19 protein-coding genes are annotated in these 20,876 nt (G+C 70.7%); 5 read left to right on the top strand and 14 right to left on the bottom strand.

Annotated elements, in window-relative coordinates; all coding sequences use genetic code 11:
- Nucleotides 1–6: 6 nt before the first annotated feature.
- The 9 genes from AC5L36_RS40270 to AC5L36_RS40230 all read right to left on the bottom strand — a co-directional run bounded on the left by AC5L36_RS40270 (nt 7) and on the right by AC5L36_RS40230 (nt 9,638).
- Complete coding sequence (locus AC5L36_RS40270) at nt 7–1,197, bottom strand: LLM class flavin-dependent oxidoreductase (RefSeq protein ID WP_441224078.1); 1,191 nt, start codon at nt 1,195–1,197, stop codon at nt 7–9.
- A gap of 70 nt (nt 1,198–1,267) precedes the next feature.
- Complete coding sequence (locus AC5L36_RS40265) at nt 1,268–1,990, bottom strand: ABC transporter ATP-binding protein (RefSeq protein ID WP_441224077.1); 723 nt, start codon at nt 1,988–1,990, stop codon at nt 1,268–1,270.
- A complete protein-coding gene (locus AC5L36_RS40260; protein ID WP_441224076.1) occupies nt 1,963–2,715 on the bottom strand; it encodes an ABC transporter permease in 753 nt (250 codons plus the stop codon). Before AC5L36_RS40260 ends, AC5L36_RS40265 begins: the two co-directional genes overlap by 28 nt.
- A gap of 122 nt (nt 2,716–2,837) precedes the next feature.
- Entirely contained in the window at nt 2,838–3,797 is a 960-nt protein-coding gene (locus AC5L36_RS40255; protein ID WP_441224075.1) for an aliphatic sulfonate ABC transporter substrate-binding protein, read from the bottom strand.
- A 207-nt stretch (nt 3,798–4,004) separates the two neighbouring features.
- Complete coding sequence (locus tag AC5L36_RS40250) at nt 4,005–4,382, bottom strand: VOC family protein (protein ID WP_441224074.1); 378 nt, start codon at nt 4,380–4,382, stop codon at nt 4,005–4,007.
- A gap of 123 nt (nt 4,383–4,505) precedes the next feature.
- Nucleotides 4,506–5,426: a hypothetical protein gene (locus AC5L36_RS40245; protein WP_441224073.1), complete on the bottom strand. Its 921-nt coding sequence runs from the start codon at nt 5,424–5,426 to the stop codon at nt 4,506–4,508.
- A 23-nt stretch (nt 5,427–5,449) separates the two neighbouring features.
- Nucleotides 5,450–6,442 carry an MmpS family transport accessory protein gene (locus tag AC5L36_RS40240; protein ID WP_441224072.1) on the bottom strand — a complete coding sequence of 331 codons (993 nt, stop codon included), beginning with the start codon at nt 6,440–6,442 and terminating at the stop codon, nt 5,450–5,452.
- A complete protein-coding gene (locus tag AC5L36_RS40235) occupies nt 6,439–8,835 on the bottom strand; it encodes a hypothetical protein (RefSeq protein ID WP_441224071.1) in 2,397 nt (798 codons plus the stop codon). The genes AC5L36_RS40240 and AC5L36_RS40235 overlap by 4 nt, the downstream gene beginning before the upstream one ends.
- A 62-nt stretch (nt 8,836–8,897) precedes the next feature.
- A complete protein-coding gene (locus tag AC5L36_RS40230) occupies nt 8,898–9,638 on the bottom strand; it encodes a hypothetical protein (RefSeq protein WP_441224070.1) in 741 nt (246 codons plus the stop codon).
- A gap of 126 nt (nt 9,639–9,764) precedes the next feature.
- Between AC5L36_RS40230 and AC5L36_RS40225 the strand changes: the two genes are divergently transcribed.
- From AC5L36_RS40225 to AC5L36_RS40215, 3 genes are all read left to right on the top strand, one after another.
- Nucleotides 9,765–10,268 (top strand): SigE family RNA polymerase sigma factor, encoded by a 504-nt coding sequence (locus tag AC5L36_RS40225; protein ID WP_441224069.1) that lies wholly within the window; start codon nt 9,765–9,767, stop codon nt 10,266–10,268.
- Nucleotides 10,265–11,314 (top strand): hypothetical protein, encoded by a 1,050-nt coding sequence (locus AC5L36_RS40220; RefSeq protein WP_441224068.1) that lies wholly within the window; start codon nt 10,265–10,267, stop codon nt 11,312–11,314. Before AC5L36_RS40225 ends, AC5L36_RS40220 begins: the two co-directional genes overlap by 4 nt.
- Nucleotides 11,315–11,422: 108 nt before the next feature.
- Complete coding sequence (locus tag AC5L36_RS40215; protein WP_441224067.1) at nt 11,423–12,814, top strand: alpha/beta hydrolase; 1,392 nt, start codon at nt 11,423–11,425, stop codon at nt 12,812–12,814.
- Nucleotides 12,815–12,876: 62 nt separating this feature from the next.
- Here AC5L36_RS40215 and AC5L36_RS40210 read toward each other — a convergent pair whose 3' ends face one another.
- Nucleotides 12,877–13,527 (bottom strand): TetR/AcrR family transcriptional regulator, encoded by a 651-nt coding sequence (locus AC5L36_RS40210; RefSeq protein ID WP_441224066.1) that lies wholly within the window; start codon nt 13,525–13,527, stop codon nt 12,877–12,879.
- Nucleotides 13,528–13,587: 60 nt separating this feature from the next.
- Here AC5L36_RS40210 and AC5L36_RS40205 point away from each other — a divergent pair, with 60 nt between their 5' ends.
- The gene (locus AC5L36_RS40205; RefSeq protein WP_441224065.1) at nt 13,588–14,031 is read left to right on the top strand and encodes an ester cyclase; all 444 of its coding nucleotides are present in this window, start codon (nt 13,588–13,590) and stop codon (nt 14,029–14,031) included.
- A 14-nt stretch (nt 14,032–14,045) separates the two neighbouring features.
- On the opposite strand, the gene AC5L36_RS40200 is transcribed toward AC5L36_RS40205, so the two are convergent.
- From AC5L36_RS40200 to AC5L36_RS40185, 4 genes are all read right to left on the bottom strand, one after another.
- Nucleotides 14,046–15,344: an ArsB/NhaD family transporter gene (locus AC5L36_RS40200; protein WP_441224064.1), complete on the bottom strand. Its 1,299-nt coding sequence runs from the start codon at nt 15,342–15,344 to the stop codon at nt 14,046–14,048.
- Nucleotides 15,341–15,787, bottom strand: coding sequence for a CBS domain-containing protein (locus tag AC5L36_RS40195; protein ID WP_441224063.1), 447 nt, complete (start codon nt 15,785–15,787; stop codon nt 15,341–15,343). The genes AC5L36_RS40200 and AC5L36_RS40195 overlap by 4 nt, the downstream gene beginning before the upstream one ends.
- Before the next feature lie 211 nt (nt 15,788–15,998).
- Nucleotides 15,999–16,859 (bottom strand): RNA polymerase sigma-70 factor, encoded by an 861-nt coding sequence (locus tag AC5L36_RS40190; RefSeq protein WP_441224062.1) that lies wholly within the window; start codon nt 16,857–16,859, stop codon nt 15,999–16,001.
- 9 nt (nt 16,860–16,868) lie between these two features.
- Nucleotides 16,869–17,783 carry an NAD-dependent epimerase/dehydratase family protein gene (locus AC5L36_RS40185; protein ID WP_441224061.1) on the bottom strand — a complete coding sequence of 305 codons (915 nt, stop codon included), beginning with the start codon at nt 17,781–17,783 and terminating at the stop codon, nt 16,869–16,871.
- Nucleotides 17,784–17,973: 190 nt separating this feature from the next.
- Between AC5L36_RS40185 and AC5L36_RS40180 the strand changes: the two genes are divergently transcribed.
- Entirely contained in the window at nt 17,974–20,838 is a 2,865-nt protein-coding gene (locus AC5L36_RS40180) for an AfsR/SARP family transcriptional regulator (protein WP_441224060.1), read from the top strand.
- Nucleotides 20,839–20,876 lie beyond the last annotated feature (38 nt).

Genomic DNA, 20,876 nt, shown 5'->3' with positions numbered 1-20,876 from the left:
TCGCGCTCACGACGCTGCCGCCTTCGGGGCCGGCGGTGCCGCCTTCGGGGCCGGCGCCGCCGCGCCGAAGGGTACTACCGGCGCCGACTGCCGGCCGGGCGCCGAGTGGTGCCAGAGCCCCCGGCGGGACAGCTCGGGCAGCACGCCTTCGCCGAACCGGTAAGCCTCTTCAAGGTGCGGGTAGCCGGAGAGCACGAACTCGGTGATACCCGCCTCGACGTACTGCTCGACGAGGTCGGCGACCTGCTGGTGGCTGCCGACGAGGGCGGTGCCGGCGCCGCCCCGGACCAGCCCTACGCCGGCCCACAAGTTGGGGTGGATCTCCAGGCCATCCTTGGTGCCGCCGTTGAGGGCGAGCATCCGCCGCTGGCCCTCGGACTCACTGCGGCGCAGCCCGGCCTGTACCCGGCGGATCTGTTCCTCGGAGATGCCGGCCAGCAGCCGGCCGGCCTCCGCCCAGGCCTCCTCCGAGGTGTCCCGGGCGATCGTGTGCACCCGCAGGCCGAAGCCGAGGGTCCGGCCCTGCCGCTCGGCCAGTTCGCGCACCTGGCGCACCTTCTCGGCGACGGCATCGGGCGGCTCGCCCCAGGTCAGGTAGACGTCGACGTGCCGTGCTGCCACGTCCAGCGCCGCGGGCGACGACCCTCCGAAGTAGACCCGCGGCGTCGGGTCGGGCAGCTGGGCCAGGACCGCGTCGGCGAGCCGGAAGTGCCGGCCCTCGAACTCGACGGGCTTGCCGGACCAGAGCGCGCGGACGATCTCGAGGAACTCCCCGGTGCGCTCGTAGCGGGCGTCCTTGTCGAGGAAGTCGCCGTACATCCGCTGTTCGTGACTCTCGCCGCCGGTGACCACGTTGAGCAGCAGCCGGCCGCCGGAGAGGTTCTGGAACGTACCGGCCATCTGCGCGGCGAGGAGCGGTGAGGTGAGGCCCGGCCGGAACGCGACGAGAAACTTCAGCCGCTCGGAGACGCTGCTCAGCATCGCGGTGGTGATCCAGGCGTCCTCGCACCACGCGCCGGTCGGGGTGAGGGCGGCCTCGAAGCCGAGCTGCTCGGCCGACCGGGCGATCTGCCCGAGGTAGGCGACGGAGGCGGGGCGCCCGCCAGTACCGGCGGGGGTGCCGTGACCGCCGCCGACGATGTGCCGGCCGTCGCCGCCGTTGGTGGGTAGGAACCAGTGGAACTTCAGGTCTGTCATGGCTCACACCTGTCCGTGGGTTGGGACTTCCACGCCGCGGGGTCGTGGAGGTTCTTGGTACGGTCTTGCGTCAGAGCCCAGCGGCGGCCGGCACGCCCAGGCGGTCGAGCAGGTGCCGGCGCAGCGCGCCGAAGCCGGGGTCGTCCGGCGCGCGCGGGTGGGCCAGTGGCACCGGCGCGTCGTCGACGACCCGGCCGCCATCCAGTACGAGCGTGCGGTCGGCGAGCAGCAGCGCCTCCTCGACGTCGTGGGTGACCAGCAGCGCGGCAAAGCCATGCTCTGCGCGCAGCCGCCCGAAGAGGGCCTGCATCCGCAGCCGAGTCAGCGCGTCCAGCGCGCCGAACGGTTCGTCGAGCAGCAGCAGATCGGGCTCACGGACCAAGGCGCGGGCCACGGCGACGCGCTGGGCCTGGCCGCCGGACAGCTCGGCCGGCCAGGACCTCTCCCGGCCGGCCAGGCCGACCTCGGCCAGCGCCGCGGCCGTGCGGCGCCGCGCGTCGGGGCCGGTGACGCCGAGCGCCACGTTGTCGGCCACCCGCTTCCAGGGCAGCAGCCGATGCTCCTGGAAGACCACCGCCAGGCTGCCGCGCACCTGCCAGTCGCCGGTCGCGTCCGAGTCGAGGCCGGCGAGTATCCGCAGCAAGGTGGTCTTGCCCGAGCCGCTGCCGCCGAGCAGGGCGACCACCTCGCCGGGGCCGATCGTCAGGTCGACGCCGTCGAGGACGGCCGCGTCCCCGAAGGCGCGCCGCACGCCGGTGGCGGTGACTAGGTCGCCCGCAGGCCGCGCCGCCATGTCAACGCCCTCCTCTCCGCGACCCGCAGGATCAGGTCGGACAGCAGGCCGAGCAGGGCGTAGACGAACAGGCCGACGAGGACCACGTCGGTCTGGCTGAACTCGCGGGCCTCCATCATCAGAAAGCCGATGCCGCTCTGCGTGGCGACCGTCTCGCCGACCACCAGGCTCAGCCACGCGGCGCCGCTCGCCAGACGCAGCCCGAGGAACACCGACGGCAGCGCCCCGGGCAGCACGACGTGGCGGAGGCGGGCCAGCGCGCCCAGCCCGCAGGTGCGTGCGGCCTCGACCAGCCGCTCGTCGATGTCCCGGATGCCGGCGTACAGGTTGAAGTACATCGGGAAGAACACGCCCAGGCTGACCAGAGTGATCTTCAGCGACTCGCCGATGCCGACCCAGATGATCAGCAGCGGTACCAGCGCGAGATGCGGCAGCATCCGGGCCATCTGCACCGCTGGGTCGACCAGGTCGTCGCCGATCCGCAGGAGGCCGGCGACCGAGCCGAGGAGCAGCGCGAGGCTGGCGCCGATGGCGAGGCCGGCGCCCGCGCGGGTCAGCGAGTCGAGCAGGTGCGTGGCGAGCGTGCCGTCCGCGGCCAGCCGCCACCCGGTGCGCAGTACCTGGCTGGGTGGGGAGAGCTTCTCTTCGGGCAGCACGCCGGTACGCGAGGAGATCTCCCAGAGCGCGACAAGCGTGAGGGGCGTGACGAGGCGGCGCCACCGCAATCGGCTGGCCCTCGGGGCCTGTTGCGGCGCCTTCCGCGCGGTGGCCGGCGGCCGCGTGGCGAGGGCGGTCGCGGGGTCCCCGCGTAAACGTGGAGCGAAGCGAAGCGTTTTCGTGGGGTGCATCATGTGAAGACCTGCGTGAACTGGGTGTCGATGCGGGCCTTGATGTCGATCGGCTCGGGGATCAGCTCCAGCGCGGCGAAGCCGTCCGCGATCGCTTGCAGCTCGTCGCCGATCGCCGGCGTGACCGGGGCGAGCGGCTTGGCGCTGCGGGCCAGCGAGCGCTTGGCCACGTCCTCGGGGATCTTCAGCTCCGGCGCGAGCACGCGAGCCCGCTCGTCGGGGTTGGCGATGCCCCACTCGGTGGTGGTGTCGAGCTTGGTGAGCAGGTCGCGCACCTCGTCGGCCTTCTTCTCGACGGCGTCGGGCGCGGCCAGGATGTACTCCCGGTTGCTGGCCAGCCCGGTCGCGTCCGCGAGCACTTTGACACCGGGCTGCTCGGCCAGGGCGAAGTACGGATCCCAGATGACCCACGCGTCCACCTGCCCGGAGTCGAACGCGGGCCGCCCCTCGGCCGGTTTGAGGTACCTGACGGTGATGTCCCCCAGGGTCATGTTGTTGGCCTCGAGCAGCTTGACCAGCAGCCAGTGCACGTTGGAGCCCTTGTTCAGCGCGACCGTCCTGCCCTTGAGGTCGGCGAAGGTCTTGAACCCGCTGCTCTCCTTGACCAGCACGGCCTCACCTTGCGGCACCTCGTCCGACGTCGCCACGATCTTGAACGGGATCTTGCCGGCGGCGGCGAAGATGGGTGGTGCCTCGCCGGTCTCGCCGATGTCGATCGACCCGGCTTTGAGCGCCTCGGTGAGGGCCGGCCCGCTCTCGAACAGCGACCAGGTCACCCCCGGTGCTTGGTTGCGGGCCTTGAGCAGGCTCAGGCTGCCGTAGCGCTGGTAACCCACCCGCAGCGGGCCGTCGCCGCTCCCGCCTGCCTCGTCGTCGCCGCACGCGGTGAGCCCCGCGGCGGCGAGCAGGAGTGCTCCGAACATGACGAGCGCGCGGCGGCGCCACACTGACCTGTACATGCACCGAAGTCTACTGAACCTATGGGAGAAGTGGGTAGTCGCAGAACACAGGAAGACGGTGACCAGCGCCAGTCAGCCGTTGCCCGCCTCACGCGCCGCGAGGAGCTCGTCCAGGTGTGCCTCACTCCAGGACCGTGCTGCGTCGACCAGTTCCTTCACAGTCCACATTTCAGGACGGCGACCACGGCAGTAGAGCTGCCTCTGCGGCTATATAGGCGAGGGAAGCCAGCACAGGCAGAAGGGGTGGCCGGCCGGGTCGGCGTAGACCCGGAAACCCGAGGGAACCGTGGGATCGTCTGCCGCCTTCAACACTCGCCCGCCCAGCTCGAGCACCCTCGCGTGCGCAGCCTCGAGATCCTCGAGATAGAAGTCAAGGTGGATCTGCTGTGACGAAGCGTCGTCCGGCCAGCTGGGCGGAACGTGATGCGGCGCCAACTGGATCCCGAGCTGCCAGTCGCCGTCGACCCAGATGTTGTGCCATCTGTCGCCCTTATGGACAGTGCCGTCCAAAAGCCCGGCCCAAAACCCACTCTCCGCATCGAGATCCGCCGCCTCGAAAACGATCATCCGACGCTTGAACCGCACAACCTCACACCTCTTGGCTCGTCGTGCTCGCCCACCCTCATTCCGTTCAAGGATGGTAGGGCCGGTCTACAGCTGACGCGAGCGTGGGCAAATATGTCTCCAGCCATTCACGTGCCGACCGCGTTAGGGCAGGTGGCCTAGACAGCCGGCGAAACCGAAGTTCTGCTCCTGGCTGAGGATTTTGCCGTCGACGAGGATGCGGCAGGATATCCCGACCGGGAGGCCCCGGGTGATCGGCGTGTGCGCGTTGAGCGAGAAGTTTTGCAACTGCTCGCCGTGGTCGGCCAGCGGCAGGTCGACCTTCCACGGAAGCTTCACGTCCGTGAGGGTTTTGACGTCCCGGTCCGGCACCGAGTAGACGATCTGCCCGGCCTTGCCCTTGCCGTTGACCTCCAGGCGCAGCATCGGGGTGACGCCGGTGTCGGTCTTGCCGAGGTCGCCGACGCGTTGTAGGACGCGGTCGGCGAGGGCGACGAGCGTGCCCTTGGGGTCTTTCTCCTTGGTCTCGTCGATGCCGCTCAGGACCAGCGTGACCACCAGGGCGCCGCGGCGGACCTTGAGCTCGTAGTCCTTGAGTTTGTCGTCGTTGCCGCTGTCGACCCAGAAGTCGAGCCAGCTCTCGTCCGCGCCGGTGACAAGGTTTTCGACCAGCACCGTGTCGCGCTTGTGGGAGATTACTTGGGATTTGCGGCCGGCGAGCGAGCTTTGGTACCAGACCTTGGCGGACTCGGCGGTGGGCTGGAGCGTCAGCCCGAGCATGTCGGCCGGCGGGGCGCTGCACGAGACGCTGTTGGTACTTTCCTTTTGGCTGGTCAGCGGTTCGAGGTCGAGCAGCTGGCGGTGGTCGAACTGTTCGTAGTCCGCGCGGGTCAGCAGGCCGCACATCTTCGCGGTGAGCTGGCCGTTTTCCGGCTGGGGCCAGCCGCCGGCCGGTGGCTCGACGGATCCTCCGCCGGTCTCCTCGTCGCCGCCGGCACAGCTCGCCGCGGCCAGCAGGACGACGACGGCGGCGGCCATCGCGATGGACGTTCGACGCGTTCTCATTTCTCTCTCCCCGTGGATATCAGTCAGGGGAACCGCACGTGCACGTTGCACGACGGCCCCTCCGAAGCGATGGCCCTGCGCCCGTCCACATGAATGGCGCACTGGATCTTGGTGTTGGGTGCCTTGCTGGATACCGAGACCGCGAGATAGAGCAGGTCCGTCCGCGATCCGGTCCGGATCGGCTGCACCCAGGGCAGGCCGGTCGGCGCCGACGTGGTGCGCTGGGCCTTCCCCTCCGCGTCGACGTAGACGATTTCCATCCAGGTGACGGTGCTCGGAGCGCTGACGGTGTAGATGACGTCGTGTGGAGGCGCGGCAGAGGCCGGGGCTCCCGCGACCGGCACGGACGGAGGGGTGATCGGCCCGGCGCCGCGTACGCCGAGGAGGCCGGCCACCGCCGCGAAGACCAGCGCGACCGCCGCGGCCAGCGCCACCGCCCACCGGGGGACGTCGCGGCGCCCGGCCGACCGCCAAAAGCCCGCACGTCCCGCGGGCGCCGGCGTGGGCGACGCCGCCGGCCCGGCCGATCCGGTTGGCGCGGGCGAAACGGCGGCGGGCGCGGGCGAAACGGCGGCGGGCGCGGGGCGCGGGGCCGGGCGGCGCGACGGCAGTTGGAAGGAGGCGGCGGCCGCGAGCAACAACAATGTGAGTACGGCCGTACCGGTCATGAACCGCGCGTGCCACGTCACGCCGGCCGGTGCGCCGGACACCATGACGACCACGGCGACCACGGCCGCGACCGCTTCGAAGATCCAGGTCAGCATCCGGATCACCGGCGAACCGATCGACCCGAGCGCCGCAACCGCGATCGCCGCGCCGGCCGCGACCATCATCAGGAGCACCGCGGCGACCAGGACCAGCCCGGTCCTGGTGCTCGCCCCGGGGTCCTGCTGGAGATCGACCTGGTGGCGGGCGTACTGCGGGCCGGCGAACAGGGTCGCGACCGCGGCCGCCAGCCACAGGGCCGCCGCCCCGGACAGCAGCAGGGAGCCGACGAGATCCCGCGGCCGTCTCATCGCGCCACCCGGCGGCGACGGGCCAGCAGCAGGCCGGCGACGATCATCCAGATCAGTACCGGCGCGGCTGTCGCCGCCCAGAACACAGGTCTGCCGAGCGGCGATTTCGGTGCGGGGATCGGTGACCACCGCGGCCGCTCGGTCGACCAGCCACCGAGCCACATCGGGCCGCCACCGGCCTCGGCGACGGGCCCCGCCATCGCGGCTTTGACGGCCGCGTCCATGGCCGGCCGTTTTCCGGTGAAGTCGGCGCCGGAGAGCCGTCGTTGCGGGATGTCCGACAGGTCGACGCCGCCGTACACGTACAGCCGGGTGACCTGCATGAAGCCCTCGCGGGTGGTCCGCTCGACCCGGAACTCGCCGTCCTTGTACGACTTCACGAAGCGGTTCCAGGTGTCCTTCGGCGTCCACCTCTCGCGCAGCGGCCACGCGCTCACGTCGCCGGAGTCGATCAAGTGGCCGTACGCGGTGGGCTTCTTCGCGCTGCGCTCCCGGTACCACTCGGCGGCGACCCTGCTCGCGTACACCCGGCGCAGGTCGGCGTACTCGGGTGCCTCGTTGACCGCTTTCTGTAGCTCGGGCAGGACCACCACGCGGTAGACGCCTTCGTTGTGGCTGGTGTCCGCGGTCGAGTGGTTCGGGCACCCTTCTGAGCCGCTGCCCTTGGTTTTGAGGTATTCGGTCTCCATCTTGACCTCCAGCGGCGCGTCCAGGATGAACAACTCGTTGCCCTGCTCACGGACCACCGCCGGGCGCGGCACGATCCACTGCCGCATCGAGAAGCACGGGGTCTCGCCGTGGAGCTCCGGCCAGAACTGTTTGCCGGTCGCGGAGTCCGGATGGATCAGCTTCGCGACCGTCTTCTTCATCTGGAAATCCGCGTCGAGCAGCGTCCGCCCGGCCTCGGTGCGGCCCAGCTTCGCGTCCATGATGCGGTGTGGCTCGTCCGGGTTGAGGTTGACGGTGAAGCTCGCCGGGGGCAGCGCCAGCCAGGTGAAGAACGAGTCCGCGGCCAGCTGCGCGGACTGCCGCCCGCCGAAGGACACCTTGGCGCCCGGCTCCGGCTCGACCTGGTACGCGTAGCGCAGGCCGGCGCCGAGCCCGCCGTCGTACGTGTCGGACACGTACCGCAGCTCCAATGTGGAGAAGTCGACGCCGCCGAGCCGCTCCGGCGTCATCCCGGCCTCGTCCCCGTCCGCGTAACCGGCGGCGGCGGCCTCCTCCGCGGCGACCTCGGCGAGCGTCTGTGCGGCCGCGGCGGTATCCGGCGACGCGGCGACCAGCCGTTCCGCGGCCCCGTTCGCGGCGACCTGCCCACCGGCGCTCAGCGAACCGGTCGGCCCGCCCTTCGGCCCGGTCGGATTCGCCGGCCCGGCGGCCGGCTGCCCACCTGGGTCGCCCGTAGCGACCGGCGGAGACGGCAGCGCGGTCGCCGCGGCCGTGTGTGCGGCGATCGCGGCCGGCGTCGGCACCGGCGTCGTCGTGAACGACTGGCCGGCCGGCATGAGCCGCATGTCCACGCCCACCGGCGTAAGCGGGACCACGCGCGGCTCCACGACCGGCAGCGGCTTTTCGCCCCGTCCCGCCCGCTCGGTGTTCTCCTCCTCGATTTCCTTGATCAAATTTCGCAGCTCTTGCGCCGTGTCGTCGTCGAGCGCCCGGTTGAGGTAAAGGTGCAGCGTCTCGGCATCGATGTCCTTCGCGATCTCCAGCAGATCTCGGACCTGCCGCATATCGGAGATCCCGCCGGACTTGAACTCGGCGATCATCTTGAGGACCTCGCTGACCAGGTCCGGCCGCCGTTTGCTGCGCTGTCCGGGCAGCTTCTTGTACGGCTTGTCGTAGGCGATGCGAGGATCTGTCGGCGAGATGTTCAGCATCCGGAGGATCGCCAGCTCGAACGCTTTGCCGCGCATACGGTTGTCTTGGACCGTGACATAGGCTTTGAGGTAGGCCAGCCACCGGCCCTCGATCAGGTCGTTCGCCTTCTGCGCCCGCTCAGCTTCGTTCGCGTACTTCTTGTTGAGCTTTGCCAGCTCGCTCTTGAGGCTCCGGCGAGCCCTGCTCGTGAACCACGCGGTGAGCACGTGCTCCGGCTGGCCGACCTGGTATTGGTGGTGCGGGCCGAGCGCGCTCAGCGCACGATCGTCCAGCAGCCGCGGGTCCGATCCGTCGAATCCTGGCAGCTCATAAAGGAAATCCACCGACCAGTGATAGAAATTCTGGTCGAACCAGTCGGAGTGGGGAGCGCCGTCCATCTCGAACCCGATGGACGAGGGATCGGCCGGTGGCGCGGGCTCCGCGGAGACCGATCGCCCCGGTGCCACAAGCAACGCGCCGAGCAGCGCGAAGATCAGCGCTAAAGCGCGGAGCCGTAGTCTCGTGACCGGCATGCGGACACCTCATCCCCGTGGACTACAGCCTGTCAGGGTAGGCGCCGCTGTCAATGTCCGCACTATCTCGCGTACATCGAATACCAATCTCGTAGATGCCCCGGCTCCGCGACGGCACGCTCCAAGGCCAGCACCGGAATGATCTTTCCGCGATGCGGCCCGACCTGTTGCAAATAGACGAAGTCGACGTCGTCCTCCCAGAAACCGCCGAGCCCCCGCCGCAGCACCTCGCCGTAGTACCACGAGGCGCCGTCGCTGAAGTAGCGTTGCCGACCGTCGGTCAGCTCCGCGACCGACGTGACGGTCCGGCGCAGCACCTCCTCCAGCCGATCGAGCGAGCCGACGGAGAAGTCCCACTCCACACCCGGCCCGTACCTCGCCGCCCAGGCCGGAAACCCGGACTCCTGCCGGGCCAGCCACGCGGCCAGCGAAGACGTCTCGGCCCGGGGGCCGGCCGCCGCGGCCCAGGTGCGGTGCAACGCGGCGAGGCGCCCGTCGCGCTCGCCCGCCGCGGCGTCGATCTCGTCGATCGGCGAGACCGGCGGTAGGCCGAGCGCCGGGTCGGGCACCACGATCGGCCGCTTGGCCGACGCGTCCCAACCCCACTCGCCGTCCGCCGCGGCCAGCAGCGACTCACCCAGGTAGGCCGCCGCGCCCAGCCGCTCCTCGTCGTCGAGCGAGTCGAGCACATCTTGCAGCGCGGCAAGCGAGTCGCTCGACTGATCGGTGACGAAGCCGACGGCGTCCTGCATGAGCTGAATGCGGGCCTCGGTCAAATCGAGCCACTCCGTCAGCGCGTCCATCCGGCCAATCTAACGACACCCGGTGATCGCGGCTCGCGCCAGCGCGCCCAAAGATAAATTTCGGCGCGGTGGCGAAAATCCCACCCACCCTCCGGCGTCTCAGAGGGAAAGCGGGGAGGGAGCTGGATGAGCCAGTCCGTCGAGGAGGAGTTCACCGAGTTCGTGGCCGGACGCGGGCCGGCGCTGCTGCGCGCGGCCTTCGCGCTCAGCGGTGACGAGCACGGTGCCCACGATCTGCTCCAGACCGCACTCGCCAAGGCGTTCTCCCGGTGGCGGCAGATCCACGCCGCGCCCGAGCAGTACGTGCGCCGCATCATGTACAACGCCCATATTTCGGCCTGGCGGAAGGTACGGCGGCGCGAGGTACCCGTCGCCGCCGTGCCGGACCGGGCGGCCGGCGGCGAGGGCGCCGGCTCGACTGTGCTGCGGCTGACCCTGCGCGAGGCGTTGCAGTCGTTGCCACCCAAGCAGCGGGCCATCATCGTGCTCCGCTTCCTGGAGGACGTGAGCGTCGAGGAGACGGCCCGGATCGTCGGCTGCCGCGTGGGCACGGTGGGGAGCCAGACAAGTCGCGCGCTAGCCAAGCTGCGGTCGCTGGTACACGAAATCGACCAGGAGGTCACGCGATGAACGACACCGACAGCACGCTCCGTGACGCGATCCACGGCATGACCGAAGGCGTCCTGATGAAGCCCGACACCGCGTCCGCCGCGATCGCCTCCGGCCGCCGGATCCGCTCCCGCCGCAGGCTGCGTACCTCGCTGCTGGCCTCGGCCGCGGTCGTGTCGCTGGCCATCGGCGTCCCGTACGCGATCAGCCTCCCCGGCGACGAGCCGGTCGGCGTACCGCCCGCGCCACCCCCGACCCTCCCCGACGCGCCGGGCGAGCCGGGTGCCGCCCAGCGGCCCGACCTGGTCGGCGCGGATGCCGGGATACTCCACTTCGACGTGGACCTGTCCGGGGTACCGGGCCTGGACAAGACGAGCTGGCAGACCATGCCGGAGGGCGAATGGCTGCGCGTGTACACCAAGGGCGGCGCTGTCGGGGACACCCCGGCGTACACAGTGGAGATCCCCCGCCGCGGCGGCTCCGTGCGGACCGAGGCCGGCGCCGACGAGCGCCAGGTCTCCGTCCACGGGCGGCCCGCCACCCTGCGCGGTCTCAGCCCGACGTCCACAGAGGATCGACTCACCTGGCAGTTGGTGTGGCAGCCGGCGGACGGCCTCACCGTCTCGGTGTTGACGACCAGCCCGAGCGAGGAGGCGTTGACAGCTTTCGCCGAGGCCATCCGCCTCGACCGTGCCCAGCGCTGCGCGCAGCCGGTGCTGGCCACCCACATGCCGGCCGGCGCCAAACTGGAACGGTGCTCGATCGAGCTCGACGGCATCAGCGCCTGGGCACGCACGTCGTCGTTCACGCTCGTCGCGCCGGCGCCGTACGGGGAAATCCAGGTTTCGTTCGCTGAGCAGCCGCTCGGTCCCACCCCGAACCGCACCGTGGCGGGCAGGCCGGCGATGTGGTCGGACCAGAGCGACATGCTCATCGTCTTCGACTACTTCGGAGACCTCGACCTCGAGGTCTTCGGCCAGAGCGAGCAGACCGTCACCGACTTCGTCGAAGGCCTCGACCCCGCCGAAGACCTCCAAAATCCCCAGACCTGGCAAGGCCCGATGTAGCACCCGCGCCCGACGCTAGATGTACCGATGAGTTTCGTCTCCCCGGACGGTCTGTATGGCATTCACGCACCCGCACGCCGGGTGTCCGTCACGGGGAGAGGAAGGACCATGAGGAAGCTGATAGCGGTGCTGGTCGCCGGCCTGCTGGTGGCCGGACCGGCGACCAGTGCGTCAGCCGGGCCGGCCGTCGAGGAGCGCCGGACCTACACCGGCACGATCGAAGGCGCCGACTACCGGGTCGAGATGCCGCGGCGGTGGAACGGCACGCTGGTGCTGTTCAGCCACGGCTACTACCCGTTCCCCGGCTTCGGGGACGGCAGCCTGCTGGTGAGCAACGCCGAGGAGACCGCACAGTGGCTACTCGACCACGGGTACGCGCTGGCCGCCTCGGAATACCAGAACAACGGCCTCGGCTACCTCGTCGAGGAGGCGATGCGCGACCAGCTGTCGCTGCTGGACTGGTTCGAGGCGAACGTCGGCAGACCACACCGGACGGTGGTGACCGGGCAGTCGCTGGGTGTCGCGATCTCGACGCTGCTGGTGGAGCGGTACCCGCACCGGTTCGACGGAATGCTCGCCCTGTGTGGCGCCTATGATCCGTTGAACACGTTCAACACAGCCCTGGACGTCAACTTCGCGGTCAAGACGCTGCTCGCCGGCGGCGCGGACATCGACCTCGTCGACGCCGCCGATCCGGCGGCCAGCAGGGACGCGCTCGTCGCGGTCGTGGACCGGGAGCGGGCGACCGCGACGGGACGGGCCCGGCTCGCGCTCGCGGCGGCGCTCGGCAACGTCACCGGGTGGTACTTCTCGCTCCAGCCCAAGCCCACCGAGCCGACCGACTGGATCCAGCAGCAGAGCGAGTGGGTCAAGTGGGCGAAGGCGTTCGGCAACGGGCCGGTCGCGTTCGCCGACATCTCCCAGGTGGCCGGGGGCAATCCACTGTGGAACACCGGGGTGGACTACACCCGGCAGCTGGCCCGCTCCGGCCAGGAGGACGCGGTCGCGCGGGCGTACCGGGACGCCGGGCTGGACCTGCGCGCCGACCTCGCCCGCCTGGCCGGCGAGCCGCGCATCGCGGCAGACCCGGCGGCGGTGCGGTACATGTACCGCTACGGCGTCCCGACCGGGCGCACCGCGGTGCCGATCCTGTCGCTGCACACCACCGGTGACGGGGGCGCTCCCCCGGAGCAGGAGCGGTGGTACGCCGAGCAGATCCGCCGCGCCGGTGACCCCGGCCGGCTGCGCCAGCTGTACGTGGAGCGGGGCGGCCACTGCTCGTTCAACGCGGCCGAGGAGGTCACCGCCCTGCGTGCCCTGCTGACCAAAGTGGACACCGGCCGCTGGCCGGGCACCGATCCGGGCCGGCTGAACGGGGCGGCCAACCGGTTCGACCCGCACTACCACCAGGTGCTGGACCTGAGCACCTTCACCAAGGGCCTGCTGCCGCCGGCCTTCACCCGGTTCACGCCAGGGGTCACCCTCCGCCCCTCACGCTGAGACAGCGCCTCCGGGAGCCAGCACCGGCCACTCCGGCTCCCGGAAGGCGCGCCGGAAATCCTTTAGAGGAGGGTGCGGCAGAGGGTCTCGGCGAGCCAGGTTTGATAGTCCTCTGTGGACCAGCCACGCTGGGTGACAAGCTGGTCGTAGGTGGCGTGTGAGGCCAGCGTCCAGAGGATGTCGCGGGCCTGCTCGACCGAGAGCCCCGGGCGGAGCGCGCCGCGGTCGGCGAGCAGCTGGGCGAAGCGGCCCAGCCCCGCCAGCCGGAAGTCGTCCATCTCGCGCTGCACGCGGGCCAGCTCGGAGTCGGTGGCGGCGGCGGTGGCGAGCACCCGCATCAGCGGCCCCATCCGGTGGTGGATGCCGGGCTGGGTGGCCGCGTACCGCTCCAGCTGGCGGCGGGGGTCGGGCTCGTCGATCAGGGCGCGCACCGCCGGCCGCTCGTCGACGGGGACCTCGGCGCGGGCGGTGCCGCCGGCGACGGCCGCCTCGACGACGGCCTTGAAGAGGCCGGCCTTGCCGCCGAAGCCCCGGTAGATCGTCTCGACCACCACCCCGGCCGCCTTGGCGATCGCGGCGAGCGTCGTGCCGGTGTACCCGTGCTCCAGGAACGCCTCGCGGGCGGCGGCCAGCACGTCCTGGCGGGTCTGCGCCGCCTGTGCCTGGCGGCGGCTGGAGTCGTACCTGCGCCGGGGCTTGACATCCTCAGACATTCAGTGGAATCCTCATGACATCAAATCACGTTGGTTCCACTCATATTAGCGGAGGTAGTCATGTCCGGCACCATCGACGAGCTCAAGTCCCAGGCCCGCCGCGTGTGGGCGGAGATCATCCCGGCCAACGACGTGGCCGCGCTGCCCGAGGTCATGCACCCCGACTACGTCGACCACTCGGCGCGCCCCGACGAGCCGCCGGGCATCGAGGGGGCCGCCCAGACGATGCGCTGGCTGCACAGCGTCTTCTCCGACCTCAGCTTCGACATCCACCACGTGGTCGGCGACGGCGACACGGTGGCCGTGCACTGCACGCTGACCGGCCGCCACACGGGCGACCTGATGGGCATCCCGCCGACCGGCCGCGACGTGGCCACGCCGATGGTGCACATCCTGCGCTTCCGCGACGGCAAGGCGGCCGAGCACTGGGCGGTGCACAACGACATGGTGACCATGCGACAGCTCGGCGTGCTGCCCGGGCGACCGGTGCCCGCCGCCGGGTGACGGCGGTCCGGCATTCACGCGAGTGCGAAGTACCGCAGCCACAGGTACGGCACCGTCAGGGCTACGGTGACCACGGTGACGATCAGGCCGTACTTGGTGAACTGCCAGAAAGTGATGGGTTTGCCGGCGCGTTCGGCGATGCCCAGCACGACGACGTTCGCCGAGGCGCCCACCGCGGTGGCGTTGCCGCCGAGGTCGGCACCGAGTGCGAGAGCCCACCACAGCACCTGCGACTGGCTGGTGTTTCCTTCGGCGTTGACCATGTCGGCGACGACCGGGCTCATCGTGGCGACGTACGGGATGTTGTCGATGATCGCGGACAGCACCGCTGATCCCCACAGCAGCACCATGGAGGCGAAGAACAGCCGGCCTTCGGTGGCGTCGGTCGCGGCCCGGGAGATCTGTTCGATGACGCCGGTGTTGACCAGGGCGCCGATCATGACGAACAGGCCGGCGAAGAACACCAGCGTCGGCCACTCGACGTCCTTGGCGACATCACCGGCGTCCAATCTGGACAGTGCGAGCAGGACCAGGCCGCCGACGATCGCCACGACCGAGGGTTCCAGGTGCAGCACGGTGTGCAGGACGAACGCGGCGGTCACCGCGGCCAGTACCACCAGGCTGACCACGAGCAGCCGCACGTCGCGGATCGCGTCGCGTTCACGGAGGCTGGCGACCTGGGCGGCGCGCACCGGGTCGTAGGTGAACGCGGACCGGAAGAGGATGCGACACAGTCCGATGAACGCGACAAGTAGCAGCAGGACGATGGGCGCGAGGTGGAGCAGGAAGTCGTTGTAGGACAGGCCGGCCCGGCTGGCGATGATGATGTTCGGCGGGTCACCGACCAATGTGGATGTACCGCCGATGTTGGAGGCGAACACCTCGGCGATCAGAAACGGCGCGACCGGCACGTCGAGCCGTTCGCAGACCAGGAAGGTGACCGGGGCGATCAGCAGCACGGTGGTCACGTTGTCCAGAAACGCGGACGCGCCCGCCGTCACCACGACGAGCAGCACCATGACCCGAAACGGGCGGCCCTTGGCGCGTTTGGTCGCCCAGATGGCCAGGTACTCGAACGCGCCGGTGCGTTTGAGGACGGCCACGATGAGCATCATCCCGACGAGCAGGACGATGACGTTCCAGTCGATGCCGGCCTCTTCGGAGAAGAACGCGTGCTCGGCGTCGGTGGCGCCGATGACCAGCATGACCGCGGCGCCGCCGAGGGCGGCCGCGACTCGATGGATCTTCTCGGTGGCGATCAGGACATAGGCGACGGCGAAGACCGCGACCGCGGCCCAGGCGGTGCCACTCACGTGCCGAGCATCCGGTCCAGCAGCGCGTCCAAGGTGATCGCGCCCAGCAGCCGGCGGTCCTTGCCCGCGACGGCGACGAGAGGGCTGCGTGCGCGGGCCATCACCGCCGCGATCTCCAGCACCGTGGCGTCCGGGTCCACCACCGGCAGCTCACGGTGCTCGCGGGGCAGCAGCTCGGCCACGGTGCGGTCGCCGACGTTGCGGATGAACAGGTCGGCGGCGGCTTCGTCGATGACCCGGGCGAGCGCCGGATCGTCCTGGCAGTACGACGGGATCGCCATCCGCAGCACCTGCGTGCCCGGCAGGATCGTCTTCGGGCGGCCGGCGTCGTCGACCACGATCAGCCCCGGCAGATTCTGCCCCGCCAACAGCCGGGCCGCGTCCAGCGCCGGGGTGTCGACCGCCACCGTCGGAAACTCAGCGGCCAAGTCTCGGGCCCGCATGAGGAAGCACCTCCAGCCTCGCCGCCACGACAAATACGACGCCGACCAGGCTTCCCGGCACACCTGACGATTACCCTAACGCATCAACCGCCCCGGGGCTGGCGGGATTCGAGCCGAGAAGCGCAGCGACGAGGCCGAATGGCGCCGGCCATCCGGGGCGCCCAGCGAGCGAAGCGAGCGCAGCCAGCAGAGCCCCGGGGGCCCGGCACCTTCAGCGGGTGAGGCCGCGGAGCTTGTCCGGGTTGCCCTGCATGCGCACGCCGGTGATCCGCTCGCCGTCGAAGTCGAAGCAGATCGCTCCGGCCGGTTGCCCGTCGACGAGGCCGAGGATGCCCGGCCCGCCGTTGATCTCGGTGATCACGAGCCGCGTGCCGCGCACGTCCGGCTTGGCGAAGACCGCGAGCAGCCAGCGGGCGACGTTGTCCGCGCCTTCCAGCGGGCGGCGGGCCGCGGTCACCTTGCCACCGCCGTCCGACCAGCAGATCACCTCGGGCGCCAGGAGTTCCATCATCGCGTTCAGGTCGCCGCCGGCACAGGCCTGGCGAAACCGGTCCACCGCTTCTCGACGTACCTCCTGGTCGACGTCGAAGCGAGGCCGGCGGGCCGCGACGTGCGCCCGCGCCCGGGCCGCGGCCTGCCGCACCGCGACCTCGGACTTGTCGAGGATGGACGCAATCTCGGCGTGGTTGTAGCCGAAAACGTCGTGGAGCAGGAAGATCGCACGTTCGGCGGGGGTGAGCGTCTCCAGGACGACGAGCATCGCCATCGAGATCGACTCCGCCATCTCGGCCTCCTGACCCGCGTCGGGCGCGGTGAGCACCGGCTCGGGCAGCCATGGCCCGACGTACGTCTCGCGGCGGGCGCGGGCCGAGGTCAGCTGGTTGAGCGAGAGGTTGGTGACGATCTTGACCAGGTACGCCCGGGGGTTGGCGACCTGCTCGCCGTCGACGTCGCGGCACCGCAGCCAGGCCTCCTGGAGGATGTCCTCGGCATCGGCGACGCTCCCCGTCATCCGGTACGCGACGTCGAAGAGCAGCCGCCGATGCTGGGCGAAGACCTGGAGATCGATCATGGAAACAGGTTAGACGTGGGCGGACGCCTGCGCCCGCAGCCCGTCCAGCACGGTGGGGTATGCGGGCCGCCACCCGAGCTCGCGGCGGGCCTTCTCGCTCGAGACCCGCATGCTGACGCCGAGCATCAGGTGCATGTAGGAGGCGGGCGCCAGCATCCACGTGGGCACGGTGAACGGCTTGGGCGTACCGAAGATCTCGGCGATCGCCCGGATCAGCTGCCCGAAGCCCAGGTGGTCGTCGACGATGTTGTACGCCTCGCCGGGCCGTCCCCGATCGACCGCCGCGAGGACGGCGGCGGCCGCGTCCGCCAGGTGGGTCCACGGCGAGACGCGACCGTGGTCGTCGAACGCCGGCATCTGCCGCTTGCGCAGCATGTCCACCATCGCCTCGGTGCCACCCGGCCCGTAGAAGAAGCCGAAGCGCAGCGAGATCGCCTCCAGCCCCGACTCCAGGGCCAAGCGCTCCTTCTCCCGCATGCCCGCCAAGTGCCGGTTGATCTTCGGATCGGTCACCGGCACCCCGAACTCGTCGGCCTCGGTCAGCACCCGGTCGCCGAAGTCGCGGTAGCCGTAGCCGACGGCGACGTTCTCGCCGACGAAGCGGCGCACACCCGCGAGCTTGGCCGCCTCGATCAGGTTCGCGGTCCCGGCCACCCGCAGGTCGTCGGTGCCGAACATGCCCTTGTGCCGCATCGGCGGCTTGCGCAGCGCGGTCGCCGCGTGCACCACCACGTCGCCCTTGACCCCCTGGAACGCCCGCAGCAGTCCGTCCCGGTCGAGCAGGTCGGCGCGGATCTCGTTGCCCTCACCGCGGCCCAGGCCCAGCACGGTGTGCCCGGCGCCGGTGAGCGCGGCGCGGATGTGCCGGCCGAGGACACCACTGGCTCCGGCCACGATCACTGTCTGGTTCTTTGTCTCGGTCATGGCCATGGGACAAGGCGGCCGGCCGAACCGTGACATCCCCGGGCGTGACCCCGGTCACTCAATTCTCGACTCGGATTCACCGGCGGACACGCCTCTACCTGCTGCGCTTTGGCGAACTGCTCACGACAGACATTGGCGAAGCCCACTAGAATCCCGGCAGCGTGGCAATCTAGCTGATCCGGGTGGCCGCATGCGTTTCGAGGTGCTCGGCCCGTTACGGGTGTGGAGTGGTGACGGCGAGCTCGACCTTGGTCCGATACAGCAACGGGTGGTCCTCGCCGTGCTGCTCTCGAGAGCCAACCGGTCGGTCAGCCGCGATCAACTCATCGCGGCGGTGTGGGGCGACGCGCCGCCGACATACGCCGTAAACCTCGTGCAAAAGCATGTCGCCGGGCTACGCCGGGTGCTGGAGCCGGCACGGGCCCCGCGCACGCGGTCGCGCCGGCTCATGTGGACCGACGCCGGCTATCGCCTGGCCGTGCCCGCCGAAGATCTGGACCTCAGCCGGTTCGACGTCGGGGTCGCCGAGGCGCGCCGCGCGCGGGCCGCCGGTGACCTCACGGCCGCGACCGTGGCCTTGCGGGCGGCCCTGGACCAGTGGAGCGGCCCGTTCTGCGCGGGGCTGTCCAGCCCACTGCTGGACGCCGAGCGTGACCGGCATGAAGAGCGGCGCCTCGAGGTCGTCGAGGAACGCATCGAGCTCGACGTCGAGTTGGGCGCACATCGTGACCTCGTCGCGGAGCTGCGCGGCCTGCTCGCCGAGCACCCGCTGCGCGAGCGGCTGTGGAGCCTGCTGATGATCGCGCTGTACCGGTCCGGCCGCGCCGCGGACGCGCTGTCGGCGTTCCAGGAGGCGCGCCGTTATCTGATCGACGAGCTCGGTCTGGAGCCCACCGAGCAGCTGCGCCGGGTACACGAGCAGATCCTCAGCGGCGACCCCGCCATCGGCCAGCCGGCGCCGCTGGGCGGAGGCGTCGCCGTCGGCGGCGTGAGCACGGTGCCGCGGCAGCTGCCCGCGGGCGTCTTCGGGTTCGCCGGGCGGGCGGAAGAGCTGGCTCGCCTGGACGACCTCCTGGCCCAACCGTCAGGCGGCGCGCCGAGCGCGGTGGTGATCTCAGCGGTGTCGGGCTCCGCCGGCGTGGGCAAGACGGCGTTGGCCGTGCACTGGGCCCACCGGGTCGCCGACAAGTTCCCCGACGGCCAGCTCTACATCAACCTCCGCGGCTTCGACCCCGACCGGCGGGCGATATCGCCGACCATGGCCGTGCACGCGCTGCTCGTCGCCCTCGGCGTGCCACCCGACCGGATCCCACCCAGCCTCGACGCGCGGGCCGCCCTGTACCGCAGCATGCTGGCCGACAAGCGGATTCTCGTGCTCCTGGACAACGCCCGCGACGCCGACCAGGTCCGTCCGCTGCTGCCCGGCACCCGTTCGGCGCTGGCCCTGGTGACCAGCCGCAACCGGCTCACCTCCCTTGTCGCGGCCGAGGGCGCGCACCCGTTGAGCCTCGACGTGCTCTCGCCCGCGGACGCACACGACCTGCTCCGCGGGAGGCTCGGCCACAGCCGCGTCTCGGCCGAACCCGAGGCGGTCGATCAGATCGTCGCGGCGTGCGCCCGGCTGCCACTCGCGTTGAACATCGTCGCGGCCCGCGCCCAGCAGACCGGCTTTCGCCTGGCCGAGATCGCGGCCGAGCTCCGCCAGGCCGGACAGCGGCTGACCGTACTCGACGCCGGCGACCCGACCGGACGGGTCCGTTCGGTGTTCGCGCTGTCCTACGCCGCGCTCAGCGCACCCGCGGCGCGGTTGTTCCGGCTGGTCGGCCTGCACCCGCGGCCGGAGTTCTCGGCGGCGGCGGTAGCCAGCCTCACCGGCGAGTCGCCGGCCCGGGCCCGTGCGCTGCTGATCGAGCTCGACCTGGCCAGCCTCTTGACCGAGCACAGTCCGGGGCGGTACACGCTGCACGACCTGCTGCACGCCTACGCGGGGGAACTCGCCGACGATCAGACCGGCGAGCCGGATCGGCGCGCGGCGCTGCACAGGATGTTCGACTACTACCTGCACAGCGCCTACGCGGGCGAGCGGCTGCTGTACCCCAACCGCGACCCGATCACCCTCACCCCTCGGGGCCCCACCGTCGCCGTCGAGGAGTTCGCCGACGAAACCCAGGCGATGAGCTGGTTCGCGATCGAGTACCCGGTGCTGGTCGCCGGCGTCGACCTCGCCGCCAACGCGGGGTTCGACCAGCACGCCTGGCAGCTGGCTTGGGTCCTGGGTACGTTCCTGCAACGGCGCAGGCAGTGGTCGGAGCTCGCCGCGATCGGACGGGTCGCGCTGGAGGCCGCCGACCGGCTGGAGGACGCGACCGGCCAGTTTCACGCGCTGCGCGTTCTCGCCATCGCGTCGACGCGGCTGCGCCGGTACGACGAGGCCGAGGACTACGTGCGGCGAAGCATCGAGGTGTCGGCGCGGTGGAACGATCCGGCCAGCCAGGCCACCGGCCATCGGATCCTGAGTGATCTGCTCGTCGCCCAGGAGCGCCACCAGGAGGCGATCACCCACGCTGAGCGGGCGCTCGACCTGTACCTGGCGATGGATCACCTGGCCGGCCAAGCCCTCGCCCTCAACGCGATCGGCTGGTGCCACAGCCGAGCCGGCGACCATCGCCGCTGCATCACCTGCTGTGAACAGGCGCTGGTCCTGCACCAGCGGCTCGGCAACCGCCTGGCGGAATCGGCCACCTGGCACAGCCTGGGCTACGCACACCACCACCTGGGTCTCGACCGCGAGGCGATCGCCTGCTTCGAGCGGGCGTTACGCATAACCCGGGAGATGAGCGACTGGGACGGCGAGGTCAACATACTCAACGACCTCGGCGATGCCCTGCACGCCACCGGCGACACCGACGCGGCTCGCCGCGCCTGGCAGCGCGCGGTGGACGTGCTCGGCGCGACCGACCCCTCGGTCGCCGATCAGCTCCAGATCAAGATCGCGACGTTGGAGTTTCGGGAAGAACTAGCTCCTTCGGGCAGTGTGCACAGGCGTCCGCGCTGATCCGCGTGCTCCCCGTCGTGTCGACGGCGCCACGGTCG

The organism is Phytohabitans sp. LZ39 (assembly GCF_059359075.1).
This window is presented reverse-complemented; position numbering and strand designations above follow the sequence as displayed.

What these genes read in the sequence shown, in the direction of transcription:
- AC5L36_RS40255 (WP_441224075.1), bottom strand. Translation starts at nt 3,797, where the DNA reads ATGTACAGGTCAGTGTGGCGCCGCCGCGCGCTCGTCATGTTCGGAGCA.
- AC5L36_RS40265 (WP_441224077.1), bottom strand. Translation starts at nt 1,990, where the DNA reads ATGGCGGCGCGGCCTGCGGGCGACCTAGTCACCGCCACCGGCGTGCGG.
- AC5L36_RS40220 (WP_441224068.1), top strand. Translation starts at nt 10,265, where the DNA reads ATGAACGACACCGACAGCACGCTCCGTGACGCGATCCACGGCATGACC.
- AC5L36_RS40190 (WP_441224062.1), bottom strand. Translation starts at nt 16,859, where the DNA reads ATGATCGATCTCCAGGTCTTCGCCCAGCATCGGCGGCTGCTCTTCGAC.
- AC5L36_RS40215 (WP_441224067.1), top strand. Translation starts at nt 11,423, where the DNA reads ATGAGGAAGCTGATAGCGGTGCTGGTCGCCGGCCTGCTGGTGGCCGGA.
- AC5L36_RS40245 (WP_441224073.1), bottom strand. Translation starts at nt 5,426, where the DNA reads ATGAGAACGCGTCGAACGTCCATCGCGATGGCCGCCGCCGTCGTCGTC.
- AC5L36_RS40225 (WP_441224069.1), top strand. Translation starts at nt 9,765, where the DNA reads ATGAGCCAGTCCGTCGAGGAGGAGTTCACCGAGTTCGTGGCCGGACGC.
- AC5L36_RS40270 (WP_441224078.1), bottom strand. Translation starts at nt 1,197, where the DNA reads ATGACAGACCTGAAGTTCCACTGGTTCCTACCCACCAACGGCGGCGAC.
- AC5L36_RS40180 (WP_441224060.1), top strand. Translation starts at nt 17,974, where the DNA reads ATGCGTTTCGAGGTGCTCGGCCCGTTACGGGTGTGGAGTGGTGACGGC.
- AC5L36_RS40210 (WP_441224066.1), bottom strand. Translation starts at nt 13,527, where the DNA reads ATGTCTGAGGATGTCAAGCCCCGGCGCAGGTACGACTCCAGCCGCCGC.
- AC5L36_RS40240 (WP_441224072.1), bottom strand. Translation starts at nt 6,442, where the DNA reads ATGAGACGGCCGCGGGATCTCGTCGGCTCCCTGCTGCTGTCCGGGGCG.
- AC5L36_RS40195 (WP_441224063.1), bottom strand. Translation starts at nt 15,787, where the DNA reads ATGCGGGCCCGAGACTTGGCCGCTGAGTTTCCGACGGTGGCGGTCGAC.
- AC5L36_RS40185 (WP_441224061.1), bottom strand. Translation starts at nt 17,783, where the DNA reads ATGACCGAGACAAAGAACCAGACAGTGATCGTGGCCGGAGCCAGTGGT.
- AC5L36_RS40235 (WP_441224071.1), bottom strand. Translation starts at nt 8,835, where the DNA reads ATGCCGGTCACGAGACTACGGCTCCGCGCTTTAGCGCTGATCTTCGCG.
- AC5L36_RS40230 (WP_441224070.1), bottom strand. Translation starts at nt 9,638, where the DNA reads ATGGACGCGCTGACGGAGTGGCTCGATTTGACCGAGGCCCGCATTCAG.
- AC5L36_RS40205 (WP_441224065.1), top strand. Translation starts at nt 13,588, where the DNA reads ATGTCCGGCACCATCGACGAGCTCAAGTCCCAGGCCCGCCGCGTGTGG.